The following is a 19,387-nucleotide window of genomic DNA, read 5'->3' on the forward strand; positions in this document are numbered from 1 at the left end:
TTAAAAAAGATGATGAAAACGTCAAAAATCAAACTCACCTTTATAAATCAATCTCATCTCTGGCGCATTCTGGTGCCGGCAACAGGTGCAGTTTTATTAATTACAGGTCATTTCTTTTTAGAGAATTTAACAATAGGTAGACTCATACAACCTTTAGGAATGTTACTTCTTTTTCTTCCCTATTTAATTCCTTTTAAGTTTAGAAATGTAGTGCGTTATTCTAAAAATGGAATCAATTTTAAACTTAATACAGGAAGTACTAAGGCTTTTCGCTATTCTCAAATAAAATATCTCGAAGCTTTTGAGAATCATTTAATCTTATGGAAAAGCAAGAAAAAATCAATTAAAATAGATGTATCTACGTATAGTAAAGAAGATGTAAACATGCTTATAGATTTATTACAACCTCAAAAAACAAGAACTATAGAACCTGTTTAATCTTTCGGCTTTCCTGCTACTACGACTACAAGTTCGCCCTTAGGAGGCTTCGCTTCAAAGTGCTTTAAAACTTCTTCTGCAGAACCCCGTACGGTCTCTTCATGAAGTTTTGAAATTTCGCGTGAAACGGAAATTTTCCGATCTGCGCCAAAATATTCTACCATATGAGCAAGAGTCTTAACCAGCTTATGCGGACTTTCATAAAGAATAATGGTACGCTCTTCTTCTGCCAGAATTTTGAAACGCGTCTGCCTTCCTTTTTTAACGGGTAAAAAGCCCTCAAATACAAACCTATCATTAGGTAAGCCACTATTTACAAGAGCCGGTATAAAAGCGGTAGCGCCTGGTAAACAATCTACCTCGATACCTGCATCTACACAAGCACGAGTTAATAAAAAGCCAGGGTCTGAAATTGCAGGTGTCCCTGCATCACTAATAAGAGCAATGGTTTGACCTCCTTGTATACGTGACACTAAGTTTTCTACAGTTTTATGCTCATTGTGCATATGATGCGAGTGCATCTGGGTTGTGATCTCAAAATGTTTGAGAAGTTTCCCACTTGTGCGGGTGTCTTCGGCTAAAATAAGATCTGCCTCCTGCAAAACTTTAATAGCTCTAAAGGTCATATCGTCAAGATTACCTATTGGGGTGGGAACCAGAAAAAGTTTGGCCATAGTGCCTGTTCTAATCAAATTTACGACCTACCAATTCCATAAAGCGATTTTCATAAACCTCTTTTCCTTCCCACATATTATAATCTGGTTTGATCATTGTATTTATTAGATTATAAGCTTCCTCTTTTGTGCGTGCGGTATTTAATTGAGAAAGTACTCTGTTGTAGTCTGAAGCACTGCCGTTAAACAGATGCTTTATAAATGCGATACGATCATTAAGACCAAAAGACAATCCTCTGGTCACACGATCATTTAACTTTTTTGGTTTTAGTTCTTCTTTAGCTGTTTCTTTTTCTTCAAACTCAGGAAGACGGCCATATTCACCTATCTCATCTCGGTCATTTTTAAGATAATTAGGCTCCTGCGTTATTTTTTGAAACATCTCGTCAATGGCATCAGCTTCAGAAGGCATTTGCGCAACAATGTCTTTTATTTTTTCCATCACAGGCTCGTAAAGAGACGCCTGATTAATTTTTTCTTCAGTTTTATCTTCTCTGTAATTTGAAACTTGTGGAGCAACAGTTGGTTCTTCGGGCTTTCTTAACCGCTCAAATAGTTCTGTATTAGATGCTGCTATTCGTGCAATACGCTCGAGGTCTGTTTCTTCTTTTGTAGTTTCAAAATTTAGCTGAGGTGCTTGTTGCGTTTCCTGTACTTCCTGTATAATTTCTTCTAGAGTATCTGTATCTTCTTGTTCTAAAGCTTCAATAATCTCCCGCTTTCCTATTGTAGGTTTTGAGCCCTCAAAATGCGATTCAACATAAGCCATGATAGATAAAGCCTCATAAATTTTAAGAGCTTCGTGTTTTAAAGTCTCATAATCACTATCGGAATCTATTTTTAAAATCTTATGCGCCAGGCTAACCAAGTCAGATTTTAATTTCTTCTTCATAAGTTTTTTGTTTGCTCTGTTTATTGCTGGTCTTTTTAATAAATTTGCTCAGCCCTCAAAAAATAGCACTGTTGCCCTTTAAGAGGTTGAAAAATACAAAATGTTTCTCGAAAATACTGTAAATCACAAGGAGCAATTTGGGTGGATAGAAGTCATCTGTGGCTCTATGTTTTCTGGAAAAACAGAAGAGTTAATTAGAAGATTAAAGCGCGCCCAGTTTGCAAAACAGAAGGTTGAAATTTTCAAACCCTCTGTTGACACACGCTATGATGAAGAATTAGTTATCTCTCACGATGCCAACAAAATTAGATCGACCCCAGTTCCTGCTGCTGCAAACATACCTATTCTTGCAGATGGCTGTGATGTTGTGGGTATAGATGAAGCGCAGTTTTTTGATGATGAAATTGTAAAAGTATGTAACGATCTTGCAAATAGAGGTGTACGTGTAATTGTCGCCGGTCTTGATATGGATTTTAAAGGAAATCCTTTTGGCCCAATGCCGGCTCTTATGGCTACTGCAGAATACGTTACTAAAGTTCATGCAGTTTGTACTCGTACCGGCAATCTTGCCCAGTATAGCTATCGAAAGGCAGCTAGTGATGATCTTGTATTATTGGGAGAAACTGAAGAATACGAACCGCTAAGCAGAGGCGCCTACTATAAAGCCATGTTACGTGAACGTCTCAAAACAATAGATGTTAAGGACCCCGAGGTACTTAAAAATCCTAAAAAAACAGAGTAAATGCCACATACTGTTCTTGAAATAGACCTCAACGCTTTAAGTCATAATTATGATTACTTTAAATCTAAACTGAACCCAGGTGTAAAAATGCTGGCGGTTGTAAAGGCTTACGGATATGGCAGTGAATCTGTTGCTATTGCTAAAAAACTAGAAGTAAAAGGCATCGATTATTTTGCCGTTGCATATACCTCAGAAGGAATCGCATTACGTGAAGCTGGTATCAACACGCCTATACTTGTGCTTCACCCGCAAATTGAGAATTTTGAAAAAATAATAGAGCATTGTTTAGAGCCTAGTATTTATAGTTTTCGAGTTTTAAAAGCATTTATCGCTACCGCGGAAGAAAAAAAAATAACAGATTATCCTGTACATATTAAATTTAATACAGGACTCAACCGCTTAGGTTTTAAAGATGTAAATGAAAAAGACATTTTAGAACAGGTAAATGCCACGAGTGCTATCAAAATTAAATCCTTGTTTTCACACCTCGTGGCAAGTGAGGATATGAATGAAAAAACATTCACCATACATCAGATTGAAACCTTCACTAAGAATTCTAAAAATATCATTAATGGCCTGGGCTATTCCCCCATATTGCATCAAAGCAATACTTCTGCGATTATCAATTACCCGCAGGCACAATTTGATATGGTGCGCACGGGTATAGGTCTATATGGTTATGGTAATACTCAGGAAGAAGATTTAAAACTAAAACCGGTAGCCACATTAAAAACGGTAATTTCTCAAATTCACGAGATTTCAATTGGTGAGACTGTAGGATACAATCGGGCTCATACAGCAGCTAAAAAAGAACGTACTGCGACCCTGCCCCTTGGTCACGCAGACGGTATCTCAAGAGCTTATGGTAAAGGCCGAGGTTATGTGATGATACACGGAAAAAAAGCACCCATAATAGGCAATGTCTGTATGGATATGATTATGGTAAATGTTACTAAAATTGATTGCGAAGAAGGTGATGAAGTCATTGTCTTTGGAAAAGAAGCTTCTGCAGTAGCATTATCTGCACGTATAAAAAGTATCCCGTACGAACTTATAACAGCAATTTCTCAGCGGGTTGAACGTCGTATTATTGAGTAAATCGATTAATTATTTTTACGAACAAATCTATTTTTAACTATATTAGCATTTCTTTAACACTAACTTAAATAATTGAATATGGCATTTTTAAAAGATTTTAAAGCCTTTTTAATGAAAGGTGACATTGTAGCTCTTGCTACAGCTGTAATTGTAGGCGGAGCCTTTAATAAAATTGTTGGCTCGTTAGTAGCAGATGTTATCATGCCTGTAATAGGTGTGCTCATGGGCGGAAAAAACGTCAACAATCTATTTTTCTCACTAGACGGTGGCAATTATGAAACTGTTGAGGCTGCGGTAGAAGCCGGAGGTGCTATTATGACCTACGGAAACTTTTTACAGGCAGTGATTGATTTTATTATCATTGGCTTTGTAATTTTCTGGTTGCTTAAAGGTTATGAGAAAACCAAGAAGAAAGAAGAGGCAGCTGCACCAGCCGCGCCTGCAGGTCCTACTCAAGAAGAATTACTTATTGAAATTCGCGACGAATTAAGAAAGAAATAATTTACGATAAACGTGCTTTGAGCACGAACCGCTGCACTGCAGATTTTTTTTAACTAAACCCTCGGCATCTACCGGGGGTTCTTTTTTGTTATATATCTAACAAAATTGGTTGAAATTATACAAAATGTCACTTTTAAAACAAATGTGTACATTTTTAAAAAGATAGTCTCCTTTTTTAGAAGGAGTTATTACTTTTGGCCTCTCTCAAACCAAACAGTATTTTACCCCTGTTTGTTTGATTAAAAATACAAATCTCAACACTTAAAAAGCTGAGATTATTTATACGCTAAATTAAAATTTATGAAAGTAGCTGTTGTAGGCGCTACCGGGATGGTAGGCCACGTGATGTTGCAAGTATTAGCTGAACGCAACTTCCCAATAACCGAATTAATTCCTGTAGCGAGTGAACGCTCTGTAGGTAAAACTGTTTCTTATAGAGGCAAAGACTACACCATAAGCTCTATGAATGATGCTATTGCGGCACGCCCGGATATCGCAATCTTTTCTGCAGGTGGTAATACCTCTTTAGAATTTGCTCCTAAATTTGCTGAGGTTGGTACAGTTGTGGTCGATAATTCTTCTGCCTGGAGAATGGATGCCGATAAAAAATTAATCGTTCCTGAGATCAATGCAGGTGAATTAACGGCTTCAGACAAGATTATTGCAAACCCTAACTGTTCTACCATTCAAATGGTATTGGCTCTGGCTCCTTTGCATAAAAAATATAAGATTAAACGTTTAGTAATCTCAACATACCAATCTATTACGGGTACTGGTGTTAAAGCAGTGCAGCAACTAGAAAATGAGTACAATGGGGAAAAAGGCGAGATGGCCTACAATTACCCTATTCACCGTAATGCAATTCCTGCCTGTGACGTATTTACAGAAAACGGATACACTAAAGAAGAAATGAAACTCGTTAACGAGACTCAGAAAATTTTAGGTGATCGCAGTATTGCAGTTACTGCAACAGCAGTACGTATTCCGGTTGTGGGTGGTCATTCTGAAGCAATAAACGTTCAGTTTGAAAATGATTTTGATCTTTCTGAAGTTCGTCAGCTCCTGCAAGCTCAAGACGGCGTTACCGTACAGGATAATCCAGACACAAACACCTACCCTATGCCTATCTATGCACACGGTAAAGATGATGTATTTGTAGGTCGTATCCGTCGTGATTTTTCACAGGAAAACACCTTAAATTTGTGGGTGGTTGCAGATAACCTGCGTAAAGGTGCAGCAACAAACGCGGTACAGATTGCAGAATATTTAACCGCTCAGGGTTTGGTCTAAAATCAATTTCCTAACAAATAGTTAAAACCTTCTAACCACTGTGTTTAGGAGGTTTTTTTATAGGTATATTTGAGAGAAATCAATTAAAATGCTATGAAAAAATTAACTCTCATGTTCTGTTTCGCTTCCTTCGGAACGATTCTTCAAGCGCAAACCATACGAGAAAAATCCTCTAAAATGATTTACCCCGAAACTAAAAAAGTTGATACTATTGACACCTATTTTGGCACTCAGGTTCCTGACCCGTATCGATGGTTAGAGGATGACCGCAGTGCAGAAACTGAAGCCTGGGTTAAAGCAGAAAACAAAACCACTTTTGGATATTTAGACAAAATTCCATTTAAGGAAGAAATAAAGAAAAAACTGGAGAAAATCTGGAATTACGAAAAAATTGGCGCTCCCTTTAAAGAAGGCAACTATACCTATTTTTATAAAAATGACGGACTTCAAAATCAGTATGTGATTTACCGCTATAAAACCGATGCAGATCCTTCAACCGCAGAAGTATTTTTAGATCCTAATAACTTTTCTGAAGATGGTACCGTTTCCTTAGGTGGTTTAAGCTTTTCTGAAGATGGTTCTCTGGCTGCATACAGTATCTCTGAAGGAGGTAGCGACTGGCGTAAGGTTTTAGTAATGAATGCTGAAACTAAAGAAATAACCGAAGACACTCTGGTCGATATAAAATTTAGTGGAATTTCCTGGAAAGAGAATGACGGGTTTTATTATTCGAGTTACGACAAGCCTGAAGGAAGCGAACTTTCAGCAAAAACAGATCAGCATAAAGTATATTACCATAAATTAAATACCGCTCAAAAAACTGATGAATTAATATTTGGCGGTACACCAGAGCAAAAACACCGCTATATTGGTGCGGCTACTACAGAAGATAACAAGTATCTCATAGTAAGTGCGAGTAATGCGACTTCAGGTAACAAGTTATTTATTAAAGATCTTTTTAAACCGGGAAGTTCTTTCATCACGATTTTAGACAATGAGGACACCAATACCTCGATTATTGAAAATGTAGGTTCAAAACTTTTTTTAGTAACCGATAAAGATGCGCCTAACAAGAAAATTGTTACGGTTGACGCCTCAAATCCCACTCCTGAAAACTGGGTAGATTTTATTCCGGAAACTACAAATGTACTGTCGCCTTCTACTGCCGGGGGCTACTTCTTCACCGAATATATGGTGGACGCTGTTTCACAAATTAAGCAGTATGACTATGATGGCAGATTAGTGCGCGAAGTAGAATTACCGGGTATTGGTAGCGCAGGAGGTTTTGGTGCTAAAAAAGAAGAAACCGAATTGTATTACAGCTTTACCAATTACACCACTCCCGGAAGCATTTACAAATACGACATCGCTTCCGGTAAATCAGAATTATTCCGCAAGCCTGCTATTGATTTCAATCCTGAAAATTACGAGAGTAAGCAAGTTTTTTATACTTCAAAAGATGGTACTAAGGTACCAATGATTATCACTTATAAAAAAGGATTAGAACTCAACGGTAAGAATCCAACAATCCTTTATGCCTATGGCGGATTTAATATTTCGCTCACGCCATCATTCAGCATCACCAATGCAATCTGGATGGAAATGGGCGGTGTTTACGCTGTACCTAACCTTCGTGGAGGTGGCGAGTATGGGAAAGAATGGCACGATGCAGGAACTAAAATGCAGAAACAAAATGTATTTGACGATTTTATCGCTGCCGCAGAATATTTGACTGCAGAAAACTATACTTCGAGTGATTATTTAGCCATTCGCGGTGGTTCTAATGGCGGTTTGCTCGTAGGGGCGACCATGACGCAGCGTCCAGATTTAATGAAAGTGGCGCTACCCGCAGTTGGGGTTATGGATATGTTACGCTACCACACCTTCACCGCCGGTGCCGGCTGGGCGTACGATTATGGCACTTCCGAAGACAGTAAAGAAATGTTTGAATATATTAAAGGCTATTCACCCGTTCATAATGTAAAAGCCGGAACTAAATACCCTGCCACATTGGTGACAACTGGAGATCACGATGATCGAGTTGTTCCCGCTCACAGTTTTAAATTTGCTGCAGAATTGCAGGAAAAGCAAGCAGGTGATGCACCGGTGTTAATACGTATTGAGACTGATGCGGGTCACGGAGCGGGAACTCCCGTAAGCAAACAAATAGAACAGACCGCAGATATATATGCTTTTACACTCTATAATATGGGATTTGACGAACTTCCTTTAAAAATTCAGAAAAAAGTAAAGGGTTAATTGCGGAAAGCACATCTGTAAATAAGATAACTCTTTAAGTTCTTAATAAGACCCTACTCGTTTTGAAAACCTGTAGGGTCTTACTATATTAAATTATGCTCAACGTAACTATTAGAAGCTTCGCCTACGCTGAAGAAACGGTTTTAAAAAATCTTGATTTTAAAGTTGAAAAAGGAACACATATTTCAATTTTGGGCGAAAGCGGTTGCGGTAAAAGCACCTTGCTCAAAATAATTTATGGTTTACTTCAATTAGAAAATGGTCAGATTTTCTGGGGTGAACAACAACTGATGGGACCTGATTTTAATCTGGTTCCCGGAGAGCCATTTATAAAATATTTGGCTCAGGATTTTGATCTGATGCCTTTTATTTCTGTTTCAGAAAATATAGGAAAACATCTTTCCAGAAGATTTATGGAGCAGCGCCAGGAGCGTATAGATGAACTTCTTGAAGTAGTTGATATGACCGATTTTGCAGACGTTCACGTAAAACTGTTAAGTGGCGGCCAAAAACAACGAGTAGCTTTAGCGCGTGCAATTGCTAAAGAACCCGAGCTTTTATTACTTGACGAACCCTTTAGTCACATAGATAACTTTAGAAGGAATGCTTTAAGGCGAAATCTCTATGCATATTTAAAGAAAGAAAATATCACCTGTATTACAGCCACCCACGATAGCGAAGAAGCTTTGTCCTTTTCTGACATAATTAAAATGATGCGTAATGGTTCTTTTATACAAACTGCGACACCAGAAGAAGTATTTAAAAATCCGAAAAATGCCTATGTAGCTTCTTTTTTTGGAGATATAAACGAGTTGATTATTAATGGAACAAAGAACTTGATAATGCCGCATCAACTTAGTGTTTCTGAATCAAAAACACCTTTAAAAGTAACTGTTTTAAAAAGCTATTTTAAAGGAAGTTACTATCTCATTGAAGGATTATATGAAGGTCAAAAAATTTATTTTAATTCTTCTAAGTTGCTTAAAACAACGCAGGAGGTCTTTTTAAAACTAAGTCAATAATTCAGCAAGCTCCTTACCAACAAGGCTACCTATAGCAACACCCATCCCTCCCATTCTCACGCCACAAAACACATTATTTGAAAGTTGCTTTACAATCGGTTTTTTCTGATGGCCTACACCTAATATTCCGCTCCAACGGTGTTCGATTTCAAAAGGTGTATTTGGTAAAATAGTTTCTGAGAGTAATCGTTCAAGATACTGTTGAATTTGCTGTGTAGTGCCCAAAAGATCTGTTTGTTCCCCTTTAGGGTTAAGATTTCGGCCGCCTCCCAAAAGAATTCTATCATCAATATTTCTAAAATAGATATAGCCTTCATCTAAATGAAAAGTCCCCTTAATTTTTAAGTCTTTAATCGGTTTGGTTACCAAAACCTGGTTACGTGCCGGAATAACCCGATCTATGCCTAACTGTGATGCAAAACCATTTGTAGCAATAAAGAGTTTCTGGGTTTTAAATGAAATTTCGTTGCAATGCACGAGAACTCCAGTATCACTTTCTTCAAAAGAATCTACTACCCAATTATTAAGTATATTAATATCTTGATCTCTAACCTTTTTAAGAAGACTGTATATCATTTTACCGGTATCAAGTTGACCTTCGGCTTTATTAAAAATAACTCTGGGTTTAATCTTTTGAAAATTAAATGAATTAGAAATCTCACTAAAAATAGATTCTTTAAATACAGACTGTAATAAGTTGTTTATAGTTTTTAGTTTTTCTAAACAGTTCGCATAAAGCTTATCCTGTTCATCAAAAAAAAGCTCATAACCACCATTTTTTTCATAACCTATTGCAGCATCACCTAATGATTGCCTTAAAAGAGCGAGGCCTTTTACCCGCATTTGCACGAGGTTTAATAGTTCGTCTTGGGTATGTGTGTTCAAATCTGAAATAAGCTCAGAAAGACTCCCAAAACACGCAAAACCTGCATTCTTCGTACTCGCTCCCTGCGGAAGGCTACCGCGTTCCAAAATTAAAATTTCAGATTTCGGGTAGAGCTTTCGTAGTTGTAAAGCGCAACTTAAACCGGTGATGCCACTCCCTACTATGGTAAAATCTATATTAGTTAGCCATGATTTATATTCCCAATAAGACAGCTCCCTTGTAGTCATTGTTGTTTTGCTTTTAGTAAATTAATTCTAAATATAGAACTAAAGCGTTAGGGATTGAAGGGTTTGTTTGAGCTCTTCTGCCTTTCTTAGGTAGAAAGCGAGCCGTGAAAGCCCGGCCCGGAGCCTTTGCGTAGGGAAACGCCCACAAAAGAAAAACCCCGAACATATAGTAATGCTCAGGGTTTTCATTGTATAATTAAGAAGTTTTATTCTTCTTCTGGTGCATTCATGACAAAGTCATTCATAAATGCTGTGGTGTAATTGCCTTCTAGATAGCGAGGGTCATCCATTAATTGACGGTGAAAAGGAATTGTTGTTTTAATACCTTCAATCACAAACTCATCTAATGCGCGTTTCATTTTATTGATAGCTTCTTCTCTTGTCTGAGCTGTAGTTACCAATTTTGCAATCATAGAATCGTAATTAGGAACGATAGAGTAACCGCTATAAACGTGTGTATCTATGCGTACTCCATGCCCGCCCGGTGCGTGAAGGTTTGTAATTTTGCCTGGCGAAGGTCTAAAGTTATTATAAGGATCTTCTGCATTAATACGACACTCTATAGAATGCAATTGCGGATAGTAATTTTTACCGGAGATTGCTACACCAGCAGCTACAAGTATTTGCTCACGTATTAAATCGTAATCAACAACTTGCTCTGTAATAGGGTGCTCTACCTGGATACGGGTATTCATTTCCATAAAGTAGAAATTGCGGTGTTTATCTACCAGGAATTCTACCGTACCTGCGCCTTCATATTTTATGAATTCTGCGGCTCGTACAGCAGCATCACCCATTTTTTCACGAAGCTCGTCTGTCATAAATGGAGACGGAGTTTCTTCGGTAAGTTTTTGATGACGGCGTTGTATAGAGCAATCACGTTCTGATAAATGGCATGCTTTACCATTACTATCTCCTACAACTTGAATCTCGATATGGCGTGGCTCTTCAATAAGCTTTTCCATATACATACCATCGTTACCAAAAGAGGCTGAAGCTTCCTGACGAGCAGAATCCCAAGCTTTACGCAATTCTTCTTTTTTCCAGACAGCACGCATACCTTTACCACCACCTCCTGCAGTTGCTTTAAGCATTACAGGATAACCGGTTTCATCGGCTATACGCTCACAGTCTTCAAAATCTTTAATAATACCATCACTTCCAGGTACACAAGGTACACCTGCAGCCTTCATAGTAGCTTTTGCAGTTGCCTTATCTCCCATTTTTGCAATCATATCTGGTGAAGCGCCGATAAACTTTATACCGTGTTCTTCACATATTTTTGAGAAACGAGCATTTTCAGATAAAAACCCATAACCAGGGTGAATAGCATCTGCATTTGTGATTTCTGCAGCAGCCATTATATTTGAAATTTTCAAATAAGATTCGCTACTAGGTGCGGGACCTATACAAACTGCCTCATCAGCAAAGCGTACATGTAAACTTTCGGCATCTGCGGTAGAATAAACAGCTACAGTCTTAATGCCCATTTCTTTACAGGTTCTGATTACCCTTAAGGCTATCTCTCCTCTGTTTGCTATTAATATTTTTTTAAACATATCTGTTTTGCATTAAAGTTTAAAGTTTAGAAAACTTTAAACGAACTATTTGACGTTATTTTCTTCTATAGATTAAGAAGGGTCAACCAAAAATAGTGGCTGATCAAATTCTACAGGAGAAGAATCGTCAACAAGTACTTTAACGATTTTACCGCTCACTTCGCTTTCAATCTCGTTGAATAATTTCATCGCTTCGATAACACATAAAACGTCACCTGCTTTAATGTCTGCACCTACTTCAACAAACGTAGGTTTGTCTGGAGCAGGCTTGCGGTAAAATGTACCAATAATAGGAGATTTTACAGTAATGTAATTATCACTTATATCTGCTTTTGGCTTCTCTGCTTCCTGAACAGGCACTTGCTGAGCAACAGGCTGTTGCATAGCGGGCTGTTGCATCGTATTGCCCATCATAGGTACTTGCTGAAGAATAGTAGTTTCTCCTTTACCCTCTTCACCAGTTTTAATGGTGATTTTAAAATCATCCATCTCAAGCTTTACTTCGCTTGCACCTGATTTAGCCACAAACTTGATAAGATTCTGAATTTCTTTTAAATCCATAATTGATAACGTTAGTTAGTTTATATTAAGAGTTGTAAGCCCATTTAAGATAAATAGACCCCCAAGTAAATCCGCCTCCAAAAGCGGCAAATATTAAATTATCTCCTTTTTTAAACTTAGTTTCAAAATCACTAAGTAATAAAGGTAATGTTGCAGATGTTGTATTACCATAACGCTGAATATTCATAAGCACCTTGCTGTCGTCAAGTTGCATACGTCTCGCAGTTGCGTCAATAATACGTTTGTTAGCCTGGTGTGCTACAAGCCAACTTACATCATCATTTGCAAGATTGTTACGTTTCATTATAAGTTCACTAACATCTGCCATATTAGATACTGCAAACTTAAATACAGTTTTACCGTCTTGATATACGTAATGTTGATTGTTAGCAACCGTTTCTGCAGAAGATGGTAATAAAGATCCTCCGGCTTCTATTTTCAAAAAGTTACGGCCTATACCGTCTGAGCGTAAATACTCATCCTGTAATCCTAACCCTTCTTCATTAGGTTCAAAAAGTGCCGCGCCCGCGCCATCACCAAAAATGATGCACGTTGTACGGTCTGTATAATCTATGATTGAAGACATTTTATCTGCTCCTATCAATAATACTTTTTTATACTTTTCTGAAGCTATATATGCAGAGGCCGTTGACATGCCATAAAGAAAGCTAGAACACGCCGCTTGAAGATCATAAGAAAATGCATTTGTTGCTCCTATTTGAGTAGCGACATAGGCTGCGGTAGAAGCAACAGGCAAATCTGGTGTGGCGGTCGCTACAATTACCATATCGATTTCTAAAGGATCGATACCGCTTTTAGAAATCAAATTTTGAGCAGCCTGAATAGCTAAATAAGAAGTTCCTTTATTGGGATCTTTTAATATTCTACGCTCTTTAATTCCTGTTCTGGAAGTGATCCACTCATCGTTGGTCTCAACCATTGTTTCCAAAATTTCATTGGTAAGCACATATTCTGGCACATAGGCACCAACAGCTGTTATGGCAGCAGTGATTTTACTCATATAAATCTGGTTTCTGCGAAAAATTGTCTTATTCGCTTAAAAATGGAAGGAAAAGTACTAAAATTCGAACAAACTGGCTCGAAAATTAACTTTTTTTGCCCATCCTGAAAAATAAAAAAAACTCCCAAATAATGGGAGTTTTACTATAAGTATATGCTTTTACTAAGCAGCTTCTTCGCTAGAAGTAGCATCAATTACAACCTGCCCTCTATAGTAGAGTTTACCTTCATGCCAGTGAGCACGGTGATAAAGGTGTGCCTCGCCAGTAGTAGCGTCTACACCTATTTTTGGCATTGCAGCTTTGTAATGTGTTCTTCTCTTATCTCTTCTTGTTTTGGAGATTTTTCTTTTAGGATGTGCCATTACCGTTTATTATTTATTATCTGTTAAAAAATCTTTTAATTTATCCCAACGGGGATCAATTTCTTTTTGTTCAGGAGAATTTTTATCCTGTTCTTCGTTACTCTTTATACTTAACTCTTCGAGTTTATCTAATATGTCTGATTTTAAAGTACCATCTTCAACTCCCGGATGAATACGTTTTGCAGGCATTGCTAAAACTATAAGCTCATATATATAGTGTGCAATATTTACCTCATATTCTCCATAAGGAAGAATTAAAATATCTTCAACCTCATCATTAAATTCCTGACCAAATTTTACCACCAACTTATAGGTGGCATCAATGGGCTGATCGTAGGGTTCATTTGTAATATCGCAATTAACGTTTACACTACCCTGCGCATCAAAATAAAACTCCATCAACGTAGACATTTTATTCAGGACTATTTTTAAATCTATATTAATAGAATTAAAATCATCATATTCAAAATGCTCAAAGAACGCGTCGTTAATCGTATATTCAAAATCGTGTTCTCCCTGTTTTAAACCAACAAATGGAATTGTATACGTTTTCAAATGCTTCATTACCTTTCTCTTTCCTAATCTAATCTTTCCGCAAAAGGCGGGTGCAAAGATATAAATTTTTATTTAGCTGTTAATTAAGTGTGGATAAATTTTTTAAAAAGGTTTAATTACTACGTGATCTACCCGAAAATTGTTTTTTACGCGGCTGTTTTTGTAAAACATTTGCGGTTAATTCAGCATACTCAGAGCGTCTCTTGTAAATCTCTAATGCAGCATATACAGCTTCTTTAAAAGAACTATTACTCGCAAGACCTTTCCCTGCGATTTCAAAAGCTGTACCATGGTCAGGAGAAGTACGCACCTTATTCAATCCGGCAGTATAATTTACTCCTTTACCAAAAGAAAGGGTTTTAAACGGAATTAAGCCCTGATCATGATAGGCAGCAATGATCGCATCGAAGTTTTTATAATTTCCACTACCAAAAAAACTGTCTGCTGCATAAGGACCATATGTTAAATCTCCTTTTTCTCTTAATTGTTTAAGAGTAGGTATTAATATATCATCATCTTCTTTCCCTATAACCCCATTATCTCCAACGTGTGGATTTATTCCCAAAAATGCAATTTTAGGTTTACTAATTCCAAAATCCTGAATTAACGAATGTTGTATTGTTTTAAACTTTTGAATAATTAAAGGTGCATCTATCTTATCTGAAACGCTACGAACGGCGACGTGATCTGTAAGTAGCCCAACTTTAAGTTTTTCAGTAATCATAAACATAAGGCTGTTACCTTCAAGTTCTTGATTAAGGTAATCTGTATGACCAGGGAAACTAAAATCTTCAGATTGAATATTTGCCTTATGTATAGGAGCAGTAACCAGCGCATCTATACTATTATTCTTTAAAGCTTCAACTGCGGCTTTTAACGATTTAATAGCATAGCTTCCTCCTGTAAGGTTTTCTTCACCAAAAGTAATCTGTGGGTTATCTTGCCACACATTAACCACATTAATTTTTCCTTCAATAATCGAATTTACAGATTTTACTCCCTGAAAATTTATATCCAGTTTAAAGTGTTTTAAAAGAAATGTAATTGTCTTAGCTGAAGCAAATATAACAGGAGTACAAAACTCAAGCATTCTTACATCTTCAAACGTTTTTAAAATGATTTCACCTCCAATACCATTTAGGTCTCCGATACTGATCCCTAATTTTATATTTTGTTCTTTCATGCTAAACCCCTTTGGCTTTCTTTTGTAAATTGAAATGTAAAAGTACTCAATTAAAACGCAATCATGTTTACAGGTATTATTGAAGATTTAGGCACTATTAAACAATTAGAAAGAGATAGAGAAAATCTCCACATTACGGTTAGTAGTTCTCTTTCACCAGAATTAAAAATTGATCAAAGTGTCGCTCATAATGGGGTTTGTTTAACCGTAGTTAATTTAGACGATACGAGCTATACGGTAACTGCAATCGAAGAAACACTATCTAAAACAAATCTGGGAGATTTAAAACAAGGAGATTTTGTAAATCTTGAGCGCGCCATGATATTAGGGTCACGTTTAGACGGTCACATTGTTCAGGGTCACGTAGATCAAACAGCTGTTTGCAAAGAAGTAGCTATAAAAGATGGCAGTTGGGTATTTACCTTTGATTATGACCCTACTCTTAACAATGTAACTATAGAAAAAGGATCTATTACTGTAAATGGAGTAAGCCTAACTGTAGTAAATTCTAAATTAAATGAGTTTAGTGTCGCCATAATACCTTATACCTACGAGCACACTACTTTCAAATCTTTTGAAAAAGGAACAGTAGTTAATTTAGAATTTGACGTAATAGGAAAGTATGTAAAACGCCTTATGGAGTTAAAATCTTAAAACGCTCCTTATTATATACACATATAACTCCAATAATCAAGGCAAAGATTATAAAGAAAGGAATATAATCGTCTATAGGAACCTGTAAACCTACAGGAGGAGGTGGAGGAGGCGCTGGTGGAACCTGAGAATAACCCAACAAAGAAAACCCCAAGAAAAAGAGGATTAAAATTAATGTGTTGAATTTTTTATTCATATTCCGTTAAACCAAATAATCTAACAAATTTTCGCAAAACTAAATAATCCCTATTACTTTAAAAGACTATTCTTGCATTTAGTCGTAAAATACTTAAAATTAACACTTTGTGTATTAATTTATTATTATAAATTTTAAAATCTAACCTAAAGCAGTTTATAAACGTAATTTTTTACCTTTTAGATTTATAGATTTTAAATAATGTAATCTTTTTCTTCCTCAATTTTTTTTATGTTGTTTTATTTAATTTAATAAAACAACATAACACTGTATCATATAATTAAAATTATACTTCGACTATTAGTTAATAATCTATGTAATTGATTAAACAGAATATTTGCCAGAAAGATATTTGTGAAAAAAGCGGAATTCATAAAACGATTATCATTATGAAATAATGATATATCGACTTGACTAAAGCACCAGGAATAAGTCTTTAGATTAGCATAAAATTCAAAATATATAGTCTTCATAAAATTGGGGGTTGAAGACGCTAATATTAAGTTGGGGGGACTTAAGAAAAGCTTTAAGGTTTTGTTATGAAGTAAATATAAGACAGTTATCGTTTAAAAACAATATATATCGTTAAAATGCTTAAAATTTAATGAGAAGCAATAATAAAATACTAATTAAAGTCGCATTTATAATCGAAAAGACTAGTTAATTACTCGAGGAAATACTATCTGAGCAAAATAAGATTAGATATTAAATTTTATTAGTGCAAAATTAAAATGAAAGAAAATTACTAACGATCTTTACTTAATTGAAATGTAGGACAATCTAAATGCGATAAAATATTATAGTAAGCTCTATAATTAAAATTATGATGGGAAGAATCGATTCAAACTATTAAAATTTCAAAAAAATCGACATATTAAAAAAGCCACTATAAACTTAAAGTTTAAAGTGGCTTTAGTTGTGGTCCCACCTGGGCTCGAACCAGGGACCACCTGATTATGAGTCAGGTGCTCTAACCAACTGAGCTATAGGACCGGCATTAATACTATTTAAAGCATCAAAGCGGGCGCAAAAATAACATTAATTTTTTATTACTGCAAACATTTAATTGATCTCCTTCAACTCAATACCTCTATCCTGACATAATTCTATTAAAACACCACCCGTAGTCTTAGGATGCAAAAATGCAACCCATTTATTATCAGCACCCTGCTTTGGGGTTTCATTTAATAATTCAAAACCTTCTTTTTTTAAACGATTCATTTCAGACTTAATATCTTCTACAGCATAAGCGATATGATGTACACCTTCTCCTCGTTTAGCTATAAATTTTGCTATAGGACTATTTGCATTTGTTGCTTCTAACAGTTCTATTTTACTTTCTCCCATTTCAAAAAAAGAGGTGTTCACTCCTTCTGAAGCTACTTCTTCAGTCTTATAAGGTGCTTTGCCAAGCAACTTCTCGTAAAGTACATTTGAGGCCTCAAGACTTTTTACCGCAATTCCTATGTGTTCTATTTTTTTCATAGTATTTCTAATATTATAAGATTATAAAAATAGAACTATTTAAAATGTATCCTAAACGAGGTATGCCATTAAGAAATTTAATCTAAAGCACCTCCTCATTATTTACAATTACTTCGTATCTAAAAAACGTACTTTTGCAATATGGAAACGAACAGGCAGAAAAAAGTAGGGGGCGTTTTGCAGCGCGACCTCGTAGATGTTATACAAAAAGCACTTGCACAGACAGGTGTTACAGGTATTATAGTATCTGTAAGTAAAGTAGGTGTTACTACAGATTTATCACAAGCTAAAGTATATATGAGTGTTTTTCCTCACGATAAAGCAGCAGAAATGTTGCGCGAGGTAAAAGCGGTTAAGCCGTTTATAAAACACGAGATTGCACAACGTACGCGTCATCAATTACGCCGTATGCCCGAATTACAATTTTTTATTGATGACTCTTTAGAATATATTGACGGTATTGATAAATCATTAAAAGGTACCGAAGATCCTATTGAAAATCCAGATTTATTGCCACGACGCAAAAAATCATAAGAAGAACCTACGTTGAAATTTCCTGTATTTATCGCAAAACGTTACCTGTTTACAAAGAGCAGCAACAATGCTATAAATATTATTACACTAATTTCTGCGATTAGTATTGTAGCAGGTTCTGCTGCACTGTTTATCGTATTGTCCGGTTTTTCCGGGCTTAAAGATTTTAGTTTATCTTTCTCTTCAATTTTTGATCCTGATTTGAAAGTGATTCCCGCAAGCGGAAAAACAATTCAATTTACAGATAAAAATGCAACAGATTTGACGGCTGTAGCGGGTGTTGCAGACTTCACTAAAATTATCGAAGAACGTGCATTTCTAGAATTTAGAGGCAAAAACCATATTGCATATCTTAAAGGGGTTGATGCAAACTATATGCGTGTTAATACTATAGACAGCACGCTACTTTATGGCAATTGGATTACAGAAGACGAACCTGTGGCTGCAATTGGCTTTGGTATTTCTCGTTTACTTTCTCTGGGAGTTAATAATTATACAGATTTGCTAAGGGTAATGGTTCCCAGACCCGGTGACGGCCAAATTTCAGACCCTACCCAAGCCTTTAATAGTGCTCAGTTAGTAGTTTCAGATATTTTTCAAGTTAATGAAGAGCTAGATCAAAAGTATATTTTTACTAATCTTGAATTTGTACGCAATCTGTTGCGATATGACAGCACCACATTGAGTGCTCTAGAGATTAAGTTAGACCCACTGGCAGACCCGCTAGCCGTTAAAAAAAATGTAGAAGCTATGTTGGGTGGAAACGTTGAAGTAAAAACCCGCTTTCAGCTCAATGACAAATTATACAAGATGCTTAATGCCGAAAATCTGGCGGTTTATCTCATTTTCACTTTAGTGCTCATCATCGCTCTTTTTAATCTGGTAGGTAGCATTATAATGATCATTATCGATAAGAAAGAAAATATTAAAACCTTACACAGCCTGGGTTCTACGCTTAAAGAAATTAGGTATATCTTCTTTTTACAAGGGGCAATGATGACCATTTTTGGAGGTCTTGCCGGTATTATTCTGGGAGCATTAGTTGTAGGCGCTCAACTTCAATTTAAGCTTAAAATGATTACAGCTACGCTTGCCTATCCTATGGAATTTACCTTTACAAATTTCATAACCGTTTTTGCAACGATCTCCATTTTAGGAATATTGGCTTCTTATCTAGCAGCATCTACCATCAGACCCAAGCTTATTGAAGACTAATTTTCCAGTTGAAAAAAGAATAAAATTTAGTT

At 36.2% G+C, this 19,387-nt stretch carries 20 protein-coding genes and 1 tRNA gene; 10 read left to right on the top strand and 11 right to left on the bottom strand.

The window, feature by feature from the left end:
• Positions 1-9: 9 nt before the first annotated feature.
• Positions 10-438, top strand: coding sequence for a hypothetical protein (locus ACEN25_RS08360; protein ID WP_441802511.1), 429 nt, complete (start codon positions 10-12; stop codon positions 436-438).
• Here the strand turns inward: ACEN25_RS08360 and rsmI are convergent.
• On the bottom strand, positions 435-1,112 hold the full coding sequence (gene rsmI, locus ACEN25_RS08365) for a 16S rRNA (cytidine(1402)-2'-O)-methyltransferase (RefSeq protein WP_441802512.1): 678 nt from the start codon (positions 1,110-1,112) through the stop codon (positions 435-437). The genes ACEN25_RS08360 and rsmI overlap by 4 nt on opposite strands.
• 10 nt (positions 1,113-1,122) lie before the next feature.
• Positions 1,123-2,004 carry a hypothetical protein gene (locus tag ACEN25_RS08370; RefSeq protein ID WP_441802513.1) on the bottom strand — a complete coding sequence of 294 codons (882 nt, stop codon included), beginning with the start codon at positions 2,002-2,004 and terminating at the stop codon, positions 1,123-1,125.
• 100 nt (positions 2,005-2,104) lie between these two features.
• Here ACEN25_RS08370 and ACEN25_RS08375 point away from each other — a divergent pair, with 100 nt between their 5' ends.
• From ACEN25_RS08375 to ACEN25_RS08400, 6 genes are all read left to right on the top strand, one after another.
• Positions 2,105-2,746: a thymidine kinase gene (locus ACEN25_RS08375; protein ID WP_028377041.1), complete on the top strand. Its 642-nt coding sequence runs from the start codon at positions 2,105-2,107 to the stop codon at positions 2,744-2,746.
• Positions 2,747-3,844, top strand: coding sequence for an alanine racemase (gene alr, locus ACEN25_RS08380; RefSeq protein WP_441802514.1), 1,098 nt, complete (start codon positions 2,747-2,749; stop codon positions 3,842-3,844).
• A 78-nt stretch (positions 3,845-3,922) separates the two neighbouring features.
• Complete coding sequence (gene mscL / locus ACEN25_RS08385) at positions 3,923-4,345, top strand: large conductance mechanosensitive channel protein MscL (RefSeq protein WP_441802515.1); 423 nt, start codon at positions 3,923-3,925, stop codon at positions 4,343-4,345.
• A gap of 300 nt (positions 4,346-4,645) precedes the next feature.
• The gene (locus tag ACEN25_RS08390) at positions 4,646-5,635 is read left to right on the top strand and encodes an aspartate-semialdehyde dehydrogenase (RefSeq protein WP_028377044.1); all 990 of its coding nucleotides are present in this window, start codon (positions 4,646-4,648) and stop codon (positions 5,633-5,635) included.
• A 93-nt stretch (positions 5,636-5,728) separates the two neighbouring features.
• Positions 5,729-7,894 (top strand): prolyl oligopeptidase family serine peptidase, encoded by a 2,166-nt coding sequence (locus ACEN25_RS08395; RefSeq protein ID WP_441802516.1) that lies wholly within the window; start codon positions 5,729-5,731, stop codon positions 7,892-7,894.
• Positions 7,895-7,989: 95 nt separating this feature from the next.
• The gene (locus ACEN25_RS08400; RefSeq protein ID WP_441802517.1) at positions 7,990-8,916 is read left to right on the top strand and encodes an ABC transporter ATP-binding protein; all 927 of its coding nucleotides are present in this window, start codon (positions 7,990-7,992) and stop codon (positions 8,914-8,916) included.
• Here the strand turns inward: ACEN25_RS08400 and ACEN25_RS08405 are convergent.
• The 7 genes from ACEN25_RS08405 to pdxA form a co-directional block, all read right to left on the bottom strand.
• Positions 8,905-10,029 (bottom strand): NAD(P)/FAD-dependent oxidoreductase, encoded by a 1,125-nt coding sequence (locus ACEN25_RS08405; RefSeq protein ID WP_441802518.1) that lies wholly within the window; start codon positions 10,027-10,029, stop codon positions 8,905-8,907. The two genes, ACEN25_RS08400 and ACEN25_RS08405, sit on opposite strands and share 12 nt — an antisense overlap.
• A gap of 206 nt (positions 10,030-10,235) precedes the next feature.
• Complete coding sequence (gene accC / locus ACEN25_RS08410; RefSeq protein WP_441802519.1) at positions 10,236-11,588, bottom strand: acetyl-CoA carboxylase biotin carboxylase subunit; 1,353 nt, start codon at positions 11,586-11,588, stop codon at positions 10,236-10,238.
• A 72-nt stretch (positions 11,589-11,660) separates the two neighbouring features.
• A complete protein-coding gene (gene accB / locus ACEN25_RS08415) occupies positions 11,661-12,149 on the bottom strand; it encodes an acetyl-CoA carboxylase biotin carboxyl carrier protein (RefSeq protein ID WP_441802520.1) in 489 nt (162 codons plus the stop codon).
• A gap of 25 nt (positions 12,150-12,174) precedes the next feature.
• On the bottom strand, positions 12,175-13,170 hold the full coding sequence (locus ACEN25_RS08420; RefSeq protein ID WP_441802521.1) for a beta-ketoacyl-ACP synthase III: 996 nt from the start codon (positions 13,168-13,170) through the stop codon (positions 12,175-12,177).
• Positions 13,171-13,332: 162 nt separating this feature from the next.
• On the bottom strand, positions 13,333-13,533 hold the full coding sequence (gene rpmF / locus ACEN25_RS08425) for a 50S ribosomal protein L32 (protein WP_028377051.1): 201 nt from the start codon (positions 13,531-13,533) through the stop codon (positions 13,333-13,335).
• A 9-nt stretch (positions 13,534-13,542) separates the two neighbouring features.
• On the bottom strand, positions 13,543-14,097 hold the full coding sequence (locus ACEN25_RS08430) for a YceD family protein (RefSeq protein ID WP_441802522.1): 555 nt from the start codon (positions 14,095-14,097) through the stop codon (positions 13,543-13,545).
• A 103-nt stretch (positions 14,098-14,200) separates the two neighbouring features.
• A complete protein-coding gene (gene pdxA / locus ACEN25_RS08435) occupies positions 14,201-15,271 on the bottom strand; it encodes a 4-hydroxythreonine-4-phosphate dehydrogenase PdxA (RefSeq protein WP_441802523.1) in 1,071 nt (356 codons plus the stop codon).
• A gap of 63 nt (positions 15,272-15,334) precedes the next feature.
• Here pdxA and ACEN25_RS08440 point away from each other — a divergent pair, with 63 nt between their 5' ends.
• Complete coding sequence (locus ACEN25_RS08440) at positions 15,335-15,925, top strand: riboflavin synthase (protein ID WP_441802524.1); 591 nt, start codon at positions 15,335-15,337, stop codon at positions 15,923-15,925.
• Between the two features lie 1,115 nt (positions 15,926-17,040).
• On the opposite strand, the gene ACEN25_RS08445 is transcribed toward ACEN25_RS08440, so the two are convergent.
• Both ACEN25_RS08445 and mce read right to left on the bottom strand, forming a co-directional pair.
• Positions 17,041-17,114, bottom strand: a tRNA-Ile gene (locus ACEN25_RS08445).
• Positions 17,115-17,183: 69 nt separating this feature from the next.
• A complete protein-coding gene (gene mce, locus ACEN25_RS08450; RefSeq protein WP_441802525.1) occupies positions 17,184-17,606 on the bottom strand; it encodes a methylmalonyl-CoA epimerase in 423 nt (140 codons plus the stop codon).
• Positions 17,607-17,747: 141 nt separating this feature from the next.
• Here mce and rbfA point away from each other — a divergent pair, with 141 nt between their 5' ends.
• Together rbfA and ACEN25_RS08460 are read left to right on the top strand one after the other, a co-directional pair.
• The gene (gene rbfA / locus ACEN25_RS08455; protein ID WP_441802526.1) at positions 17,748-18,140 is read left to right on the top strand and encodes a 30S ribosome-binding factor RbfA; all 393 of its coding nucleotides are present in this window, start codon (positions 17,748-17,750) and stop codon (positions 18,138-18,140) included.
• A 12-nt stretch (positions 18,141-18,152) separates the two neighbouring features.
• Positions 18,153-19,355: an ABC transporter permease gene (locus tag ACEN25_RS08460; RefSeq protein ID WP_441802527.1), complete on the top strand. Its 1,203-nt coding sequence runs from the start codon at positions 18,153-18,155 to the stop codon at positions 19,353-19,355.
• Positions 19,356-19,387 lie beyond the last annotated feature (32 nt).

This window comes from Leeuwenhoekiella sp. W20_SRS_FM14, from assembly GCF_052119605.1.
Classification (GTDB): domain Bacteria; phylum Bacteroidota; class Bacteroidia; order Flavobacteriales; family Flavobacteriaceae; genus Leeuwenhoekiella.